The sequence below is a fragment of the Pseudomonas sp. Z2-11 genome (assembly GCF_054161305.1).
Genome location: NZ_CP096395.1, coordinates 4122996 through 4138483, shown reverse-complemented (window position 1 = coordinate 4138483; position 15488 = coordinate 4122996). Strand labels below are relative to the sequence as shown.

The 15488-nt window shown below is 60.5% G+C and carries 10 protein-coding genes and 1 pseudogene; 6 read left to right on the top strand and 5 right to left on the bottom strand.

The window, feature by feature from the left end; all coding sequences use genetic code 11:
* Positions 1-9: 9 nt before the first annotated feature.
* Together M1E16_RS18320 and M1E16_RS18315 are read left to right on the top strand one after the other, a co-directional pair.
* The gene (locus tag M1E16_RS18320; RefSeq protein WP_305499996.1) at positions 10-534 is read left to right on the top strand and encodes a DUF6586 family protein; all 525 of its coding nucleotides are present in this window, start codon (positions 10-12) and stop codon (positions 532-534) included.
* 105 nt (positions 535-639) lie between these two features.
* Positions 640-873, top strand: coding sequence for a hypothetical protein (locus M1E16_RS18315; protein ID WP_003183419.1), 234 nt, complete (start codon positions 640-642; stop codon positions 871-873).
* Between the two features lie 71 nt (positions 874-944).
* On the opposite strand, the gene sulA is transcribed toward M1E16_RS18315, so the two are convergent.
* Together sulA and lexA are read right to left on the bottom strand one after the other, a co-directional pair.
* A complete protein-coding gene (gene sulA, locus M1E16_RS18310) occupies positions 945-1418 on the bottom strand; it encodes an SOS-induced cell division inhibitor SulA (RefSeq protein ID WP_053120724.1) in 474 nt (157 codons plus the stop codon).
* 10 nt (positions 1419-1428) lie between these two features.
* Positions 1429-2037: a transcriptional repressor LexA gene (gene lexA / locus M1E16_RS18305; RefSeq protein ID WP_458128076.1), complete on the bottom strand. Its 609-nt coding sequence runs from the start codon at positions 2035-2037 to the stop codon at positions 1429-1431.
* 241 nt (positions 2038-2278) lie between these two features.
* On the opposite strand from lexA, the gene M1E16_RS18300 reads away from it, so the two are divergent.
* The 4 genes from M1E16_RS18300 (at position 2279) to M1E16_RS18285 (ending at position 8328) form a co-directional block, all read left to right on the top strand.
* Positions 2279-2986 carry a TetR/AcrR family transcriptional regulator gene (locus M1E16_RS18300; protein ID WP_434629744.1) on the top strand — a complete coding sequence of 236 codons (708 nt, stop codon included), beginning with the start codon at positions 2279-2281 and terminating at the stop codon, positions 2984-2986.
* Between the two features lie 171 nt (positions 2987-3157).
* Positions 3158-4168, top strand: coding sequence for a beta-N-acetylhexosaminidase (gene nagZ, locus M1E16_RS18295; protein ID WP_434697310.1), 1011 nt, complete (start codon positions 3158-3160; stop codon positions 4166-4168).
* Positions 4169-4179: 11 nt separating this feature from the next.
* Entirely contained in the window at positions 4180-4920 is a 741-nt protein-coding gene (locus tag M1E16_RS18290; RefSeq protein WP_458128075.1) for an S-methyl-5'-thioinosine phosphorylase, read from the top strand.
* A 114-nt stretch (positions 4921-5034) separates the two neighbouring features.
* Positions 5035-8328, top strand: a complete 3294-nt coding sequence (locus M1E16_RS18285) for a DEAD/DEAH box helicase (RefSeq protein WP_458128074.1) — start codon at positions 5035-5037, stop codon at positions 8326-8328.
* 260 nt (positions 8329-8588) lie between these two features.
* On the opposite strand, the pseudogene M1E16_RS18280 reads toward M1E16_RS18285, so the two are convergent.
* The 3 genes and pseudogenes from M1E16_RS18280 to mfd form a co-directional block, all read right to left on the bottom strand.
* Positions 8589-11283: pseudogene (locus M1E16_RS18280) on the bottom strand (DEAD/DEAH box helicase).
* A gap of 11 nt (positions 11284-11294) precedes the next feature.
* Positions 11295-11861, bottom strand: coding sequence for a CsiV family protein (locus M1E16_RS18275; RefSeq protein WP_458128073.1), 567 nt, complete (start codon positions 11859-11861; stop codon positions 11295-11297).
* Positions 11862-11871: 10 nt separating this feature from the next.
* On the bottom strand, positions 11872-15321 hold the full coding sequence (gene mfd, locus M1E16_RS18270) for a transcription-repair coupling factor (RefSeq protein WP_458128072.1): 3450 nt from the start codon (positions 15319-15321) through the stop codon (positions 11872-11874).
* Positions 15322-15488 lie beyond the last annotated feature (167 nt).

Genomic DNA, 15488 nt, shown 5'->3' with positions numbered 1-15488 from the left:
GATGCCGCCATGGCCCACGAACTCTATACCCGCACCAATCAGAAAATTTATTTCGCCGGCCTTTCGCTTGAAGCGCTTGCGCGGGCGGAGGATGGGCGTGCAATGAATTCCCCTGCGCTGATCCAGGCGGGACGCGAATCAGCGTTGTTTCATCTGTACGGTGCGTTGTTGGGCCTGTGCCACGAAATCGCCGGTTTTTATCGCTTGCCCCAGGCGAATGCGTCACGGGCCGAGCTGGTGTTGACTCGTGAGGTGCTGGAAACCATCGCAATTCCGGAGCTGGCCGAAATGGTCGAACTGGCGCAGAACCCGGAAACCTGGCTGGCCAGATTGCTGGCGGCCCACCAGGCGCTGTTCCAGCCACCACGGGCTCCGCGCAAGCCCAAGGGCGACGTGACCCAGCCGCTGATCGTGGCGGTCAATCTTGATGAAGAAGAGCCAGAGCAAGAGCTGAATCGGGAAGAGTTGGAGAGCTGGCGGCAGAATCTCAAGAACCTCGCCATTCGCTTTCGCGAAGGGTTGAACGAGTGCTGAGTTCAGTTCGTCCCGTAACGTTCGCTAACGACGCTTTGTCAAGATCCCGAGCGAAGCCTGGCCGATGACTATATAATCCCCGCCTTTCGTGGAGAACAGACTTTTATGCCTACGTCCTTTCTAGAAATTGTCGAGCTTCCTGATGGCCGCATCGAGCTGCGCCGGGCCGAAGACGAGGGGTCTCTGGTTACCCTGAACTTCTCTGAGGACGCCAAGGTATTCCTGCAAGGTCAACACGTTGAGGTCGCCAAGGCGATGCTGAGCGTGGGTGTCCAAATGGCCGGCCGCCTGGTTGAAGGCGAATTCAACAAGGAAGAGGGGCCACGGGTTCTTCATTGATCCCGTTCGGCGACTTTTGAGATCTGGTAGCTGTTCTGGCTTCTCTGCCCTGGAGAAGCCCTGCGTTTGTCTTAGCCCAATCGAATATTCAGGCTTTGTGCGTCCCCGGTGCGTGCGGCGCTGATCAACTGTTGGCGAGCTGTCGCGGTCAGGGGGTTGAGCCAGCTGACCACCGTATGACTGCGGCCCAGGCGCAACGCTTCGCACGTCAATTGTTGGGCGCTCTGTGTGCCGCGCGGTTGCAATAACAGGATCCGCTCGCGATTGAGACCGGCATCCCGCAACCAGGCCTGGGTAACGCTGGCGGGTGGCGCGATCAGCGTCAGCCACCGAGCGTCCTGGTCCTGGCTCAACTCCCGCAGAATAGGTGCCAGCAGGTTCAGGCAATTCCCGGCCGCACCACGCAACGACAATTCGCTGAAGGCCTCGGGCTCGATGCCCCAAGGCGATTCGATGACCTCTTTCAGGACTGGAACCAGCGGTTGGGCCATGAATGCCTCGAACAGCGGAAGTTGCGTGTGCTGTGGTGTGTGAGGGAATTGCATAAAGCCTCCTTTAGCGGCGAATGACGCCGACACTCAAGCCTTCGATGACCAGGTCCTGATCTTTCAGGTCCACTTCGATGGGGGCGAACTCGGGATTTTCGGCTATCAGCCAGACCTTGCTGCCATCGCGCTTGAACCGCTTGACGGTGACTTCGTCGCCGATGCGCGCCACCACGATCTGCCCGTTGCGAGCCTCGCGGGTGGTGTGGATAGCCAGCAGATCGCCGTCGAAAATGCCGATATCCTTCATGCTCATACCGTGCACGCGAAGAAGGTAATCAGCCCTCGGGTGAAAGAACGAGGGGTTGATGTTGCAGGATTCTTCAACGTGCTGCTGGGCTAGGATCGGAGCGCCAGCGGCGACACGGCCGATGATTGGCAGCGTGGTTTCGTCAGCCTTGGCTTCGAAGCCGGGGATCCGAATGCCTCTCGAGGCACCGGGTGTCATCTCGATCGCGCCCTTGCGGGCTAGCGCCTTGAGGTGTTCTTCAGCCGCGTTGGGCGACTTGAAGCCCAATTCCTGAGCGATTTCCGCGCGGGTTGGCGGGTAGCCATTGTCTTCGAGGCAACGTTTGATGAAGGCCAGAATCTCTGCTTGGCGTGGCGTCAGCTTTAGCATATCGATCGCTCTGTCTTTTTATACAGTGACTGGGATTATATACAGTGCGAGCCGCTTGGCAATGCCCCTTTTTTCGTGCGCCGCTCGACGGTCGTTTCGGCCGCTATGAAGGGCAGGGCTACAGCCCGGATGAAGGTGTGGTTAAATAGCTGACCGAGCGTTCGCAAAACGTCCCGGCAGGCTTGACAAGCCCAGGGCTGAAACGTATGTTTCAAACAAGTGTTTGTCAGGCGGAGTAGCCATGGCCCAGTCGGAAACCGTTGAACGCATTCTCGATGCTGCCGAGCAGTTGTTCGCGGAAAAAGGTTTTGCCGAAACCTCTTTGCGTCTGATCACCAGCAAGGCCGGGGTGAACCTGGCTGCGGTGAATTATCACTTCGGTTCCAAGAAGGCGTTGATCCAGGCGGTTTTCTCGCGTTTCCTGGGGCCGTTCTGTATCAGCCTCGACCGTGAACTGGAACGTCGCCAGGCCAAGCCTGACGTCAAGCCCACCCTGGAAGAGCTGCTCGAGATCCTGGTCGAGCAGGCCCTTGTGGTCCAGCCCCGCAGCGGCAATGATCTTTCCATTTTCATGCGCCTTTTGGGCCTGGCATTCAGTCAAAGCCAGGGTCACCTGCGGCGTTATCTGGAAGACATGTACGGCAAGGTGTTCCGTCGCTACATGCTGCTGGTCAATGAAGCCGCGCCACGCATACCACCGATCGAACTGTTCTGGCGCGTGCACTTCATGCTGGGCGCCGCTGCGTTCAGCATGTCTGGGATCAAGGCGCTGCGGGCCATCGCCGAAACCGATTTCGGCGTGAATACATCCATCGAACAGGTCATGCGTCTGATGGTGCCGTTTCTGGCTGCTGGCATGCGTGCCGAAAGCGGCGTCACCGATGAGGCAATGGCGACAGCGCAGTTGCGTCCTCGCAGCAAATCCGCCCCGGCGCTCGCCAAGGCGTAAGGCCACGGGTGGGCGCGGCTGCTTACATCCGCTAAGCTAGCCGCCCATGCCGATTCTGCCTTTGAGTTCGTATCAAATATCATCGCCGATGCGCGACCTGCCAGGCCTGGAGCCTGGCGGCGTCATCGTGCATGCGTCGCCGTGCGCATCCATCGTTATTAAGGAATTGCTATGACTGCTGGCCTGCAAGGCTCGTTGATGGTGGACGTCGCCGGTACCTGGCTGACGGCCGAGGATCGCCATCTGTTGCGTCAGCCCGAAGTGGGCGGCTTGATCATCTTCGCTCGCAACATCGAGCATCCGCGCCAGGTGCGCGAGCTGAGTGCGGCGATCCGCGCCATTCGTCCCGACCTGTTGCTGGCGGTCGATCAGGAAGGGGGGCGTGTCCAGCGCCTGCGCCAGGGGTTCGTGCGTCTGCCGGCGATGCGGGCCATTGCCGATAACCCGAATGCCGAATACCTGGCCGAACAATGCGGCTGGATCATGGCCACCGAGGTGCTGGCGGTGGGCCTTGATCTGAGTTTCGCCCCGGTGCTGGATCTCGACTATCAGCGCAGCGCCGTCGTCGGCAGTCGTTCATTCGAGGGCGATCCCGAACGCGCCGCGTTGCTGGCCGGTGCCTTTATCCGGGGCATGAACGCCGCGGGAATGGCCGCCACAGGCAAGCATTTCCCGGGCCACGGCTGGGCCGAGGCGGATTCCCATGTGGCCATTCCCAATGATGAGCGCAGCCTGGAACAGATCCGCGCCAACGATCTGCTGCCGTTTGCCAGGCTGAGCAAGCAGCTTGCCGCCGTGATGCCGGCCCATGTGATCTATCCGCAGGTCGATGCCAGCCCGGCCGGGTTTTCCCGACGTTGGTTGCAGGACATCCTGCGGGGCGAGTTGCAGTTCGACGGGGTGATCTTCAGTGATGACCTGTCAATGGCCGGTGCCCATGTGGTGGGTGATGCCGCGAGTCGTATCGAGGCCGCATTGACCGCCGGTTGCGACATGGGGTTGGTGTGCAACGACCGCGCTGCTGCAGAGTTGGCATTGAGCGCCGCCCAACGCTTGAAGATCAAGCCGTCAGCGCGGATCGCCCGCATGCGTGGCCAAGCCTTCGCCAGTACCGAGTATCGCCAGGATCCACGCTGGCTGACAGCGATTGGCGCACTGAAAGCCGCCCAACTGATCGATTAAGGACGTTTGTTATGACCGTTTACGCAATTATCGGCGGCACAGGCCTGACCCAGCTGGAAGGCCTGACCATTCGCCAATCCCTGGCGGTGGAAACGCCCTATGGCGCGCCATCGGCCGACGTGCAGATTGGCGAATATGCCGGGCGTGAGGTGCTGTTCCTGGCCCGTCATGGCCATCCTCATCGTTTTCCGCCGCACCAGGTCAACTATCGCGCCAATCTCCGGGCACTGAAGCAGGCGGGTGCCGAGGCCATCCTGGCGGTCAACGCCGTGGGCGGGATCCACGCGGCGATGGGCACCGGACATTTCTGCGTGCCCCATCAGTTGATCGATTACACCAGTGGCCGCCAGCACACGTATTTTGCCGATGAGCTGGAAGCGGTTACCCATATCGATTTCAGCTATCCCTACACGGAGACGCTGCGCCAGAAGTTGATTGCCGCCCTGGCCGCCGAGGGCTGCGGCTACAGCAGCCACGGCGTCTATGCCTGCACGCAGGGGCCGCGCCTGGAAACGGTGGCTGAAATCGCCCGCCTGGAACGCGATGGCTGCGACATCGTCGGCATGACGGGCATGCCGGAAGCGGCGTTGGCTCGTGAGCTGGATTTGGACTATGCGTGCCTCGCCCTGGTGGTCAATCCGGCGGCAGGCAAATCCACGGCGGTGATCACCATGGCCGAGATCGAGCAGGCGCTGCATGACGGGATGGGGAAGGTGAAGTCGACCCTGGCGCGAGTGTTGATGGCTGGATAGTGGAGCCGGAGAAAAACTGGCGCAGGGGCGTCCTCCGGCGGGCAAAAGCATCAATACACGGTTTTCGGAAGGCTCCGATTCCCGGTTTCATTATCTTTCATGAAGTCCTTGGACATGATTGAATCGATTGCAGAACTCCTTGAGACTGAATGGGCGGATTCGTTCGGTCATCGTACACTCGCTCGCGGGTTCGACTATGCCGAGGAAGAACGAGTCCGGATACTGCAGGTAGACAAACGAGCGGTTCACGCTGAGTGCGAAGGAGCCGGTACCAGTGTCTACCAGCAGGTGATCGAGCTCGTTCGCCACCGGGGTTATGACGATGTTCGTTACGAATGCTCATGCCCAGGCGGCGGCGACTGCAAACATTGTGTGGCGGTCATGTTCCACTTGATGTGGAATGAGCAATTGTTGCAGGCAGGCTCCGGCGGCGAGCGTCTGAGCCGCGATCTTGAAGCCTGGATCGAGCATATACCTGAGCAGGGACCTGATTCGGCGGCGATCGAAAAGAACACGGATATCCGGCTTCTCTACAAGCTCAAGAATACGCACACCGGCCAATGGGTGCTGGAACTCTTCAAGGGGCGTCAGCTCAGTGATGGTTCCTTGCGAGATCTGAAAGCGTTTTACCAACTTGCGGACATGCTGATCAGTTTGCCGAACTACCTGTTCGACATTGACCAGCAAATCGGTCGCTTGTTGATCAGCGCTCAACGTTTTCACGGACAGATGAACAGCTATCCGCTGCACGGACGCAATGGCGCCGATGTGCTTGCGCTTGCCTTGCAGTCTTCCCGCCTGTTTCTCGAGCTGGAACCGCCGCAGCCGCTGCGGGCAGGGCCTCAGAAGTCGGTACAGTTTTCCTGGGCTGAGCAATCCAGCGGTAACTACCGGCCTGAGTGGCAAAGTGTCGATCAACTGCCGGGTAGGATTCTGGTGCTTGAGCCGCTTCATTATCTGGATGTGGCGCGCCAGGAGCTTGGCCGGCTCACCTATGAAATGGACGACAAGCTGGCCTGCCATTTAAGCCTTGCGCCAGAGGTGCCCGCTCACCAGGCAGCGCTTTTCAGCCATCGGATCAGCGCTGCTGGCCTGACAATCCCTCCTCCGAAAAAACTCACTGAACGCATCATCGACGATATCGAGCCACGGGCGGTGCTGACGTTGGGAAGTGCACTCAATCTTCGGCACTGGAAATCGGTGCCAGAACATCGCGCGGCGTTGACCTTTGTTTACGATGGTCATGCTGCCGACGATAAAGCCCCCACCGAGATCTCGATTCTGTCCGGGACCGAGACTCTGCGCATCCGGCGCAAGCCGGATCTCGAACAGGCCTTTCGCACCACTCTACGCAAGGCAGGATTCAAAAAGGCCAACCGCAAGAGCCTCGCACTCGCAGGTAGCGCGGGTGAATTGTTCCAGATGCCAGATGATGCTGCCTGGTTGGCGTTCATGGATAAAGGCTTGCCGCAATTGCGGGCCGCCCATTGGCAAGTCGATATTGAAGATGACTTTTACTTCGACCTGCAACCCGTGGAGCAGTTGTACGCCGACATCGAGGAGTCTCCGGGGCGGGATTGGTTTGATTTGCAGTTGGGTATTGTCGTGAATGGCAAGCGGCACAGTCTTCTGCCGATTTTGCTTTATCTGCTTCGCTCAAGTCCCGAGATGATGGAGCCGGCCCATCTCGATCAGCGCAGTGATGAACAGTTGTTGTTGCTTGATCTCAACAGTGGAACATTCATGGCAGGCCCCTCCGTGAGGGTCGCGTTGCCGTATGGGCGCGTCAAGCCGTTGATGGCTACCCTCGGCGAGTTGTACATGAGAGAACATCGGGGTGACTCGATACGTTTGAACGCCTTTGATGCGGCCAGGCTCAATGCCCTCGAAGGCGTGCCGTTGGTGTGGCAGGGCGGAGAAAGGCTGCGCACGTTTGCCAAAAGATTGCATGAGGCGACTCATGCGCATGTCCCAGCGCCCGATGGGCTCAAGGCTGTGCTGCGACCCTACCAACTCGAAGGGCTTAACTGGATGCAAACCCTGCGCGAGCTGGAAGTGGGCGGCGTTCTGGGTGATGACATGGGCTTGGGCAAAACTTTACAGGCCCTGACTCATTTGCTGTGCGAGAAACAAGCAGGGCGCCTCGATGTCCCGGCGCTAGCGGTCATGCCCACCAGCCTGATTCCCAACTGGCTCGACGAAGCAGCACGCTTTACGCCACAGCTCAGCGTGCTGGCACTTCATGGTGCGGCCCGACAAAAAGATTTTGCCAGCCTTGGTCAGTACGATTTGATATTGACCACTTATGCCTTGTTGCCGCGGGATCTGGAAGTATTGAAGCCTCAGGCCTGGAGTGTGCTGATTCTTGATGAGGCACAAAACATCAAGAATCCTGCCAGCAAGGCCGCCCAGGCTGCTCGCGACCTCGACGCCCGGCAGCGTCTTTGCCTGTCCGGCACGCCGTTGGAAAATCACTTGGGGGAACTCTGGTCGTTGTTTCACTTTTTATTGCCCGGCTGGTTGGGGGATAGCAAAACCTTCAATCGTGACTACCGCACGCCCATCGAAAAACACGGCAATCAAGAGCGCATGCGGCATTTGACTGCCCGCATAAAACCTTTCTTGCTGCGCCGAAAAAAGGAACAGGTCGCGACCGAGCTGCCGCCCAAGACCGAAATCATCCATTGGGTCGATCTCAGCGACGGGCAGCGGGATGTCTATGAAACGGTGCGCGTGGCCATGGACAAGAAAGTCCGCGACGAAATTGCTCGCAGCGGCGTGGCTCGTAGCCAGATCATCATCCTTGATGCGTTACTCAAGCTGCGCCAGGTCTGTTGTGATCTGCGACTGCTCAATACCCCACAGACCACCAAAACACCACGCTCTGGCAGCAGCAAGTTGGTCAGTTTGATGGAGATGCTCGAAGAGCTGCTCAGCGAAGGGCGCAAGATCCTGTTGTTTTCCCAGTTCACGTCCATGCTGGCGTTGATTGAGGAGGAACTGCAAAAGCGCAGCCTTGCTTATTCGTTGTTGACCGGAAGTACAGTCGATCGCCGTACGCCGGTGAGGGATTTTCAGAGTGGCAAGGTGTCGCTTTTTCTGATCAGCCTTAAGGCAGGGGGTACGGGACTCAATCTGACGGCTGCCGATACCGTTATTCACTTCGATCCTTGGTGGAATCCGGCGGTGGAAAATCAGGCGACCGACCGGGCTTATCGGATCGGTCAAAACAAGCCTGTTTTCGTTTACAAGCTGATTGCCCGAGGTACGGTGGAGGAGAAGATACAGGCCCTTCAGGAGAGTAAGGCTGCATTGACAGGCGGGGTTCTGGATGGCGGAACAACGGGCGGATGGAAGCTTGAGCAAAGTGACATCGAAGCGTTGTTTGCTCCGTTGCCCAAGGCCTGATCCACCGACACATTCACTGGTTATGTCACCTGATCGTCAGTCATCGCGAGCAGGCTCGCTCCCACATTGGAAGTGATGTGGGTTCTGGTTTTTGTGAGTGCTGCAAATCCCCTGTGGGAGCGAGCTTGCTCGCGATGACGGCTGCACAGTCAACATCTGCATCAACTGAACCACCCCTATCGCGAGCAAGCTCGCTCCCACAGTGGATCTGCGGTGAACACCAGGCTCATGGACACCCAACAAGATGAGTTGAGGGAGTGTCAGCGCTTCTCCAGCTTATCCGGCAGCGGTGCGAACAACGCCTCGATGTCTTCGTTCTGCAGTTTCCAGTCCCCGGCTACGCGCCCATCCAGCACGCCGGCCGCGAGGTCGGATTTTTCCTTCTGCAGCAGTTGGATCTTTTCTTCCACGGTTCCCCGGGCTATCAGCTTGTAGACGAACACCGGCTTTTCCTGGCCGATGCGATAAGCGCGGTCGGTCGCCTGGTTTTCGGTGGCCGGGTTCCACCACGGGTCGTAGTGAATCACCGTGTCCGCTTCCGTCAGGTTCAGACCCACGCCGCCGGCCTTCAGGCTGATCAGGAAGATCTGACGCTTGCCGCTCTGGAATTCCTTCACCGGAGTGCGTCGGTCCCGGGTCTGGCCGGTCAGGATGGCGTATTCCACACCGCGCTTTTTCAGTTCGTCTTCGATCAGCGCCAGCATGGACGTGAACTGGGAAAACAGCAGCACCCGCCGACCTTCTTCAAACAACTCCTCGAGCATCTCCATTAGGCTGTCGAGCTTGCCCGAAGCGCTGCCTCGGGCTGGCAGGGCGGCGTCGCTGATCAGGCGCAGGTCGCAGCACACCTGGCGCAGCTTGAGCAGCGCCTCGAGGATGATGATCTGGCTGCGCGCCACGCCTTTGCGGGTGATTTCGTCACGCACCTTCTTGTCCATCGCCAGGCGCATGGTTTCATAGACATCCCGTTGGGCGTCGCTGAGTTCGACCCAATGGATGATCTCGGTCTTGGGCGGCAATTCGGTTGCGACCTGTTCCTTGGTCCTGCGCAGCAGAAACGGTTTTATCCGACCGTTAAGGTGCTGCAATCGTACGGCGCTCCCGCGTTTTTCGATCGGCACGCGGTAGTCGCGGTTGAAATCCTTGATGTCGCCGAGCCAGCCCGGCAACAGGAAATGAAACAGCGACCACAATTCACCCAGGTGATTTTCCAGCGGTGTCCCGGACAGGCACAACCGCTGTCGGGCATCGAGCTCACGGGCGGCCTGGGCGGCCTTGCTGGTGGGGTTCTTGATGTACTGGGCTTCATCCAGGATCAATACGTGCAGCGGTTGCGCTTTAAGGCGCTCGACATCCTTGGGCAGCAATGCATAGGTGGTCAGGATCAGGTCGTAATCGGCCAACCGCTCGAAATGTTTCTTGCGTCCGGCACCGTACAAGGCCAATACCTTGAGCTGCGGGGTGAAGTGGCTGGCTTCATCGAGCCAGTTGGGAATCAGGCTCGTCGGCATCACCACCATGCACGGCCTGTCGAGGCGGCCGGCGTTTTTTTTCGCTGAGAATGTGCGCCAGGGTCTGTAGGGTTTTGCCTAGGCCCATGTCATCCGCGAGAATGCCGCCAACCTCCAGTTGTCGTAGCGATTGCATCCAGCTCAGGCCTTCGAGCTGATAGGGCCGCAGCGTTGCGTTCAAGCCTTCCGGTGCCGCCGCGGTGTAGTCCTTGATGTCGCGCAGCCGCTGGGCCAGGCCGCGGATGTGTTCGCCCCCTTCCCAGCGCAGCGGCATGTCTTGCAGCGGGTTCAGGCGCAGGGCGTCCGCACTGTTCAGGCGCAGTTTGCTGGTGCCGGGTTCTTGCAGGTAAAACTCGCCAAGGGTCGCCAGCACCGGCTTCAGGCGTCCATAGGGCAGGGCGACTTGCTGCGGGCCGAATTCCGAATTGGGACGGTGCGGCAGGTTGACCAGGATGAGTTCGTCGTCGCGGCGCCGGGCCAGGCGTTCCGGGTTGAACAGCTCGATGTGCGAGCGCATCAGGTTCAGCAGGATCGGCAGCAGGCTCAAGCGGTCGCCGTTGACGATGATCCCCAGTTCCAGATCGAACCAGTCTTGCTCCGGAGTTTCCTCGACGGTGGCGTACCACTCGTCCACGGCCGTCAGGTCGAAGCCGAAGTCTTCGTCGATCTGCAGCTCCCAGCCTTGGTTGCGCAGTCTTGGCAGGTCATTGAGGGTAAAGGTCAACCAGGCACTGTCGTTCACCATCTCGTAAAGCTCGCCGGCGCTTTCCGGCAGCGCCTTGCTTTGCCGGGTGGCGACCTTGAAACCGAGGATTCGCAGTTGCTCGCGGTAGGACTGTTCCACATCGGTCTGGCGTTTGATTCGCAGCGTCTGGGTTTCCTGGCGAATCAGTACGTCGGTGTTGCGCTGGCCGCTGACGTATTCGTCCAGATAGCTGAAGGACAGGGCAGCGCGGTGCTGGATGTAGCGCTGCATCTTGCCGTTGCGCGGCTCGAAGGCGCTGAACTCGATACTCGCCAGCCACAGGCGCGGCACCGGTTGCACGTTTTCCACGAGCACCTGCGGCGGGGCCTTGGGGCTGCGGTTGTCGAGCACCGCCTGGAGTTTTTCCAGCAGATGCGCGTCTTTCTCGGCGGCTGGGTAGGCCAGGGTTTCCTGGACCTGCAACAAGACCGCCGCGCAATGTTTGCAGTTGATGCGCACCGGGCAGGAGCAGGCCGCTTCGAGCAGGATCAGCGTGCCCTTGGCTGACTCCTTGAGGCGAATGGTCTGACGATAGACGCTGCCGCCAGAGCCTTCGCAGCTGGCGATGATGGTGCTGTCTCCGGTCTCGACGATCCTGACGCGATTTTCCAGCGCGTATCGGCGTCCGCGCTCCAGGCTTTGTTCCTTGAATCGATTGACCCAGGAGGGTGCCAGGGGTTTGCTCAGGGGCGAGGGCATAGGCGCGCCGGTCAGTCCGGAATCGCTTCGGGCGCCTGGCGTGGCGCGGGCGCGGTCAGCGAGGTGATCTTGATCAGCAGGCCGAGGTGACCGTTATCGAGGAAATTCAGCTGGCCGTTCTTGGTGTGGCTCTGTTGCTTGAGGCGTTCGCTGGCGGTGACCAGGCCATTGGCGTCGATCTGGTTGACCCAGAAGTCGGCGTCGACGTCGGTAAAGCGGCCCAGTTTCATTTCCAGGGTGCCCTCGATGGGAAACTGGCCGAACTGTTCGGTGCCGTCGCTGACGGCGACCTTGCTGCCCTGTTCGCCCAGGTTCTGTTGCCAGGCCTTGTGCATCAGCACGCTGTATTGGCCGCTGGCGTTGAGTTTTTCGACGATATTGCCCAATGCTGGCGTGCGCTGGCTGTCCGAGGGCAGGCGTTGTGCGCCGGCGTCCCAGTCTTCCGGCGCGGCGCGACTGAGAATCGCCGGCTCGGCATTCTGGCGAACCAGGATCATTTCCACCTGATACAGGTCGTCGGCGAAGGCCAGGGGGGCGACCAGGGTCATCAACAACGTCAAGGAGCGAAACAGGCGCATTGGGCGTCCTTCAAGCAGTGGTCGGAGTGAGGCGCTCGAACAGCGCCTCCACGGTATTAAAACGCTCTTCCGGGCGTTCCATGGGCACCATGAACTTGAACATCGTGGCGCCTTCGAACTTGTAGCGTTTGGGCTGGCCCTGGATCAGCTTGATCAGTACCAGCGGATCGACCGGCGTCTGGGCTTCGAATTCGATGCGGCCGCCGTTGGGCCCACCGTCGACTTTCTTGATGCCCAGTTGCTCGGCCTTGAGCTTGAGCAGCGTGGTGCGCACCAGGTTCTTGGTCGGCTCCGGCAGCAGCCCGAAGCGGTCGATCATCTCCACCTGCAAGTCTTTCAGGCCTTCCTCGTCGGTGGCCGAGGCGATGCGTTTGTAGAGGATCAGCCGCGCATGGACGTCCGGCAGGTAGTCTTCCGGGATCAGCGCCGGCACCCGCAGATTGATCTCCGGCCCGCCGCCCAGAGGCTGGTCGAGGTTCGGTTGCTCGCCCTTGCGAATCGACTTGACCGCGCGTTCGAGCATTTCCATGTACAGCGTGAAGCCGACGGCCTGGATCTGGCCGCTCTGGCCGTCCCCGAGCAATTCGCCGGCACCACGGATTTCCAGGTCATTGGTGGCCAGCACGAAGCCGGCGCCGAGGTCCTGGGTGTTGGCGATGGCCTCCAGGCGCTTTTCCGCGTCTGGGGTGATCTGCTGGCGCGGCGGCGTCAGCAGGTAGGCATAGGCCTGGTGGTGGCTGCGGCCGACCCGGCCGCGCAACTGGTGCAACTGGGCCAGGCCGAACTTGTCGGCGCGCTCGATGATGATGGTGTTGGCGCTCGGCACGTCGATGCCGGTCTCGATGATGGTCGAGGCGATCAGCACGTTGAAACGCTTATGATAGAAGTCGCTCATCACCTGTTCGAGTTCGCGCTCGCGCATCTGTCCATGGCCGATGCCGATACGGGCTTCCGGCACCAGCTCGGCGAGGTCGGCGGCACATTTCTCGATGGTCTTCACGTCGTTGTGCAAGTAATAGACTTGGCCGCCGCGCAGCAACTCCCGCAGCAGCGCTTCCTTGACCGTGCTTTTGTTCTGCTCCATCACGAACGTACGCACCGACAGGCGGCGGGCCGGCGGCGTGGCGATGATCGACAGGTCACGCATGCCCGACACCGCCATGTTCAGCGTGCGCGGGATCGGCGTGGCCGTCAGGGTCAGGATGTCGACTTCGCTACGCAGGGCCTTGAGCTGTTCTTTCTGGCGCACGCCGAAACGGTGTTCTTCGTCGATGATCACCAGCCCGAGGCTTTTGAATTTCACGTCGTCCTGGAGCAGTTTGTGCGTGCCGATGACGATGTCGATCTTGCCCTCGGCCAGGTCGGCCACGGCGGCATTCACTTCCTTGGTCGACTTGAATCGGCTCATCACTTCCACAGTCACCGGCCAGTCGGCGAAGCGGTCGCGGAAACTGTTGTAGTGCTGCTGGGCGAGCAGGGTGGTCGGCACCAGGATCGCCACCTGCTTGCCGCCATGCACGGCGATGAACGCGGCGCGCATCGCCACTTCGGTCTTGCCGAAGCCGACGTCGCCGCAGACCAGTCGGTCCATCGGTTTGGGCGCGAGCATGTCGGCGCGCACGGCTTCGATGGTGGTCTGCTGGTCGACGGTTTCCTCGAACGGGAAGCCGGCGCTGAAGGTTTCGTAATCGGCTTTCGGGTCGGCGAACGCGTAGCCTTCGCGCGCGGCGCGACGGGCGTAGATGTCAAGCAATTCGGCGGCCACGTCGCGCACCTGTTCGGCGGCCTTGCGCTTGGCTTTCTGCCAGGTTTCCGAGCCCAGGCGATGCAGCGGCGCCAGCGCATCATCGCTGCCGGTGTAGCGGGCGATCAGGTGCAGGTTCGCCACCGGCACATAGAGTTTGGCGCCCTCGGCGTATTCCAGAGTGAGGAATTCGGCGACCTGGTTTTCGATCTCCAGGGTCGCCAGGCCCAGGTAGCGGCCCACGCCATGGTCGATGTGCACCACCGGCGCGCCCTCGCGCAACTCGGTGAGGTTCTTGATGACCGCGTCGTTGGCAGCGTCGGCGCGCTTCTCGCGACGGCGACGCTGCATCACCCGCTGGCCGAACAACGGGCTCTCGGCGACCAGTGCCAGGGCGGGATCATCCAGGACCAGCCCGTCATTGAGCGGCGCGATGGTGATTGCCAGGCGCTCCTTGCCAGCGACGAAATCCGACCAGCTGTCGACAGTCTTCGGTCGCAGCTTCAGGCGTTCGAGCAGCTCCAGCAATACTTCGCGACGGCCGGCGGACTCGGCGGTGAACAGCACGCGGCCAGGGAATTGGTCGAGGAAACCGGCCAGGGCCGCCAACGGTTGCGTGGCCTTGGCTTCGATCGCCAGGTCCGGCAGCGGTCTGGCGGGGAAGCGTTCGCGACCGACGCCGGTTTCCACGTCCTGTTGGCTCGCCACCACGCGCGGCCAGCTCTTGAGGCGGGCGAAGCAGTCTTCAACCGGCAGGAACAACTCGGCGGGCGGCAATAGAGGACGGGACGGGTCGACACGCCGCTCTTCGTAGCGGTTGCGCACGTCATTCCAGAAGTTTTCCGCCGCTTGCTCGATGCCGGGCAGGGAAAATACCTGGGTATCCTGGGGCAGGTAATCGAACAGGGTGGAGGTTTCTTCGAAGAACAGCGGCAGGTAATACTCGATACCGGCCGGGGTGATGCCGCTGCTGAGGTCCTGGAAGATCGGGCAGCGTCGGAAATCCACGTCGAAGCGCTCGCGAAACCGCGCCTTGAAACGCGTTACCGCGTCTTTTTGCAGGGGGAATTCCTTGGCCGGCAGCAGGCGGATCGACTGCACTTTGTCGATGGAACGCTGGTTTTCCGGATCAAAGGTGCGCAAGGTCTCGATCTCGTCATCGAACAGGTCGATGCGATAGGGCAGTTTGCTGCCCATCGGGAACAGGTCGATCAACGCGCCGCGGACCGTGAACTCGCCGTGCTCGTACACGGTATCGACGTAGCGGTAGCCGCTGGCCTCAAGCCGGGTGCGCATTTGCTCGACGTCGAGCTTCTGGCCGATGTCCAGCACCAGGCTGCTGCCCAGCAGGAATTGGGTCGGCGCCAGGCGATGTAGGGCTGTGGTAATCGGCACTACCAAAACGCCATGACTGAGCTCCGGCAGCCGGTAAAGGCTGGCGATGCGCTGGGAAATGATGTCCTGGTGCGGCGAAAAAAGGTCGTAGGGCAGGGTTTCCCAGTCCGGGAAATGCAGCACTGGCAAATCCGGGGCGAAGAAAGCCAGCTCCTGTTCCAGCCGTTCGGCGCTTTGGCTGTCGGCGGTCAGCAGCAGGGTAAAGCGCTTTGCAGCGCTGGCAGCCTCGGCGATGGCCAGGCTCAGGGCGGCACCGGGCAGGTTGCCCCAGTGCTGTTTACCTGCCGCGGCAGGGAGAAGCGGAAGACGCAGAACGGGCACGGAAGGTTGAGCTCCAGCGTTGCGACAAAGTCGACAATTGTAGCGGGGGAAGGGGGCTGCTGTCAGTCGCGGACTATGCTGCAGGAACGCAAAACCACGGCGCGACGGGCGCGCATTGCTCCGCCGATGACTCGGCGGCATAATGTAGCCCCTTTTTTCAGCCCCTA

Excerpts from the sequence above, each read along its gene's own strand:
- M1E16_RS18320 (WP_305499996.1), top strand. The coding sequence starts at position 10 with ATGGCCCACGAACTCTATACCCGCACCAATCAGAAAATTTATTTCGCC.
- M1E16_RS18315 (WP_003183419.1), top strand. The coding sequence starts at position 640 with ATGCCTACGTCCTTTCTAGAAATTGTCGAGCTTCCTGATGGCCGCATC.
- sulA (WP_053120724.1), bottom strand. The coding sequence starts at position 1,418 with ATGCAATTCCCTCACACACCACAGCACACGCAACTTCCGCTGTTCGAG.
- lexA (WP_458128076.1), bottom strand. The coding sequence starts at position 2,037 with ATGCTAAAGCTGACGCCACGCCAAGCAGAGATTCTGGCCTTCATCAAA.
- M1E16_RS18300 (WP_434629744.1), top strand. The coding sequence starts at position 2,279 with ATGGCCCAGTCGGAAACCGTTGAACGCATTCTCGATGCTGCCGAGCAG.
- nagZ (WP_434697310.1), top strand. The coding sequence starts at position 3,158 with ATGACTGCTGGCCTGCAAGGCTCGTTGATGGTGGACGTCGCCGGTACC.
- M1E16_RS18290 (WP_458128075.1), top strand. The coding sequence starts at position 4,180 with ATGACCGTTTACGCAATTATCGGCGGCACAGGCCTGACCCAGCTGGAA.
- M1E16_RS18285 (WP_458128074.1), top strand. The coding sequence starts at position 5,035 with ATGATTGAATCGATTGCAGAACTCCTTGAGACTGAATGGGCGGATTCG.
- M1E16_RS18275 (WP_458128073.1), bottom strand. The coding sequence starts at position 11,861 with ATGCGCCTGTTTCGCTCCTTGACGTTGTTGATGACCCTGGTCGCCCCC.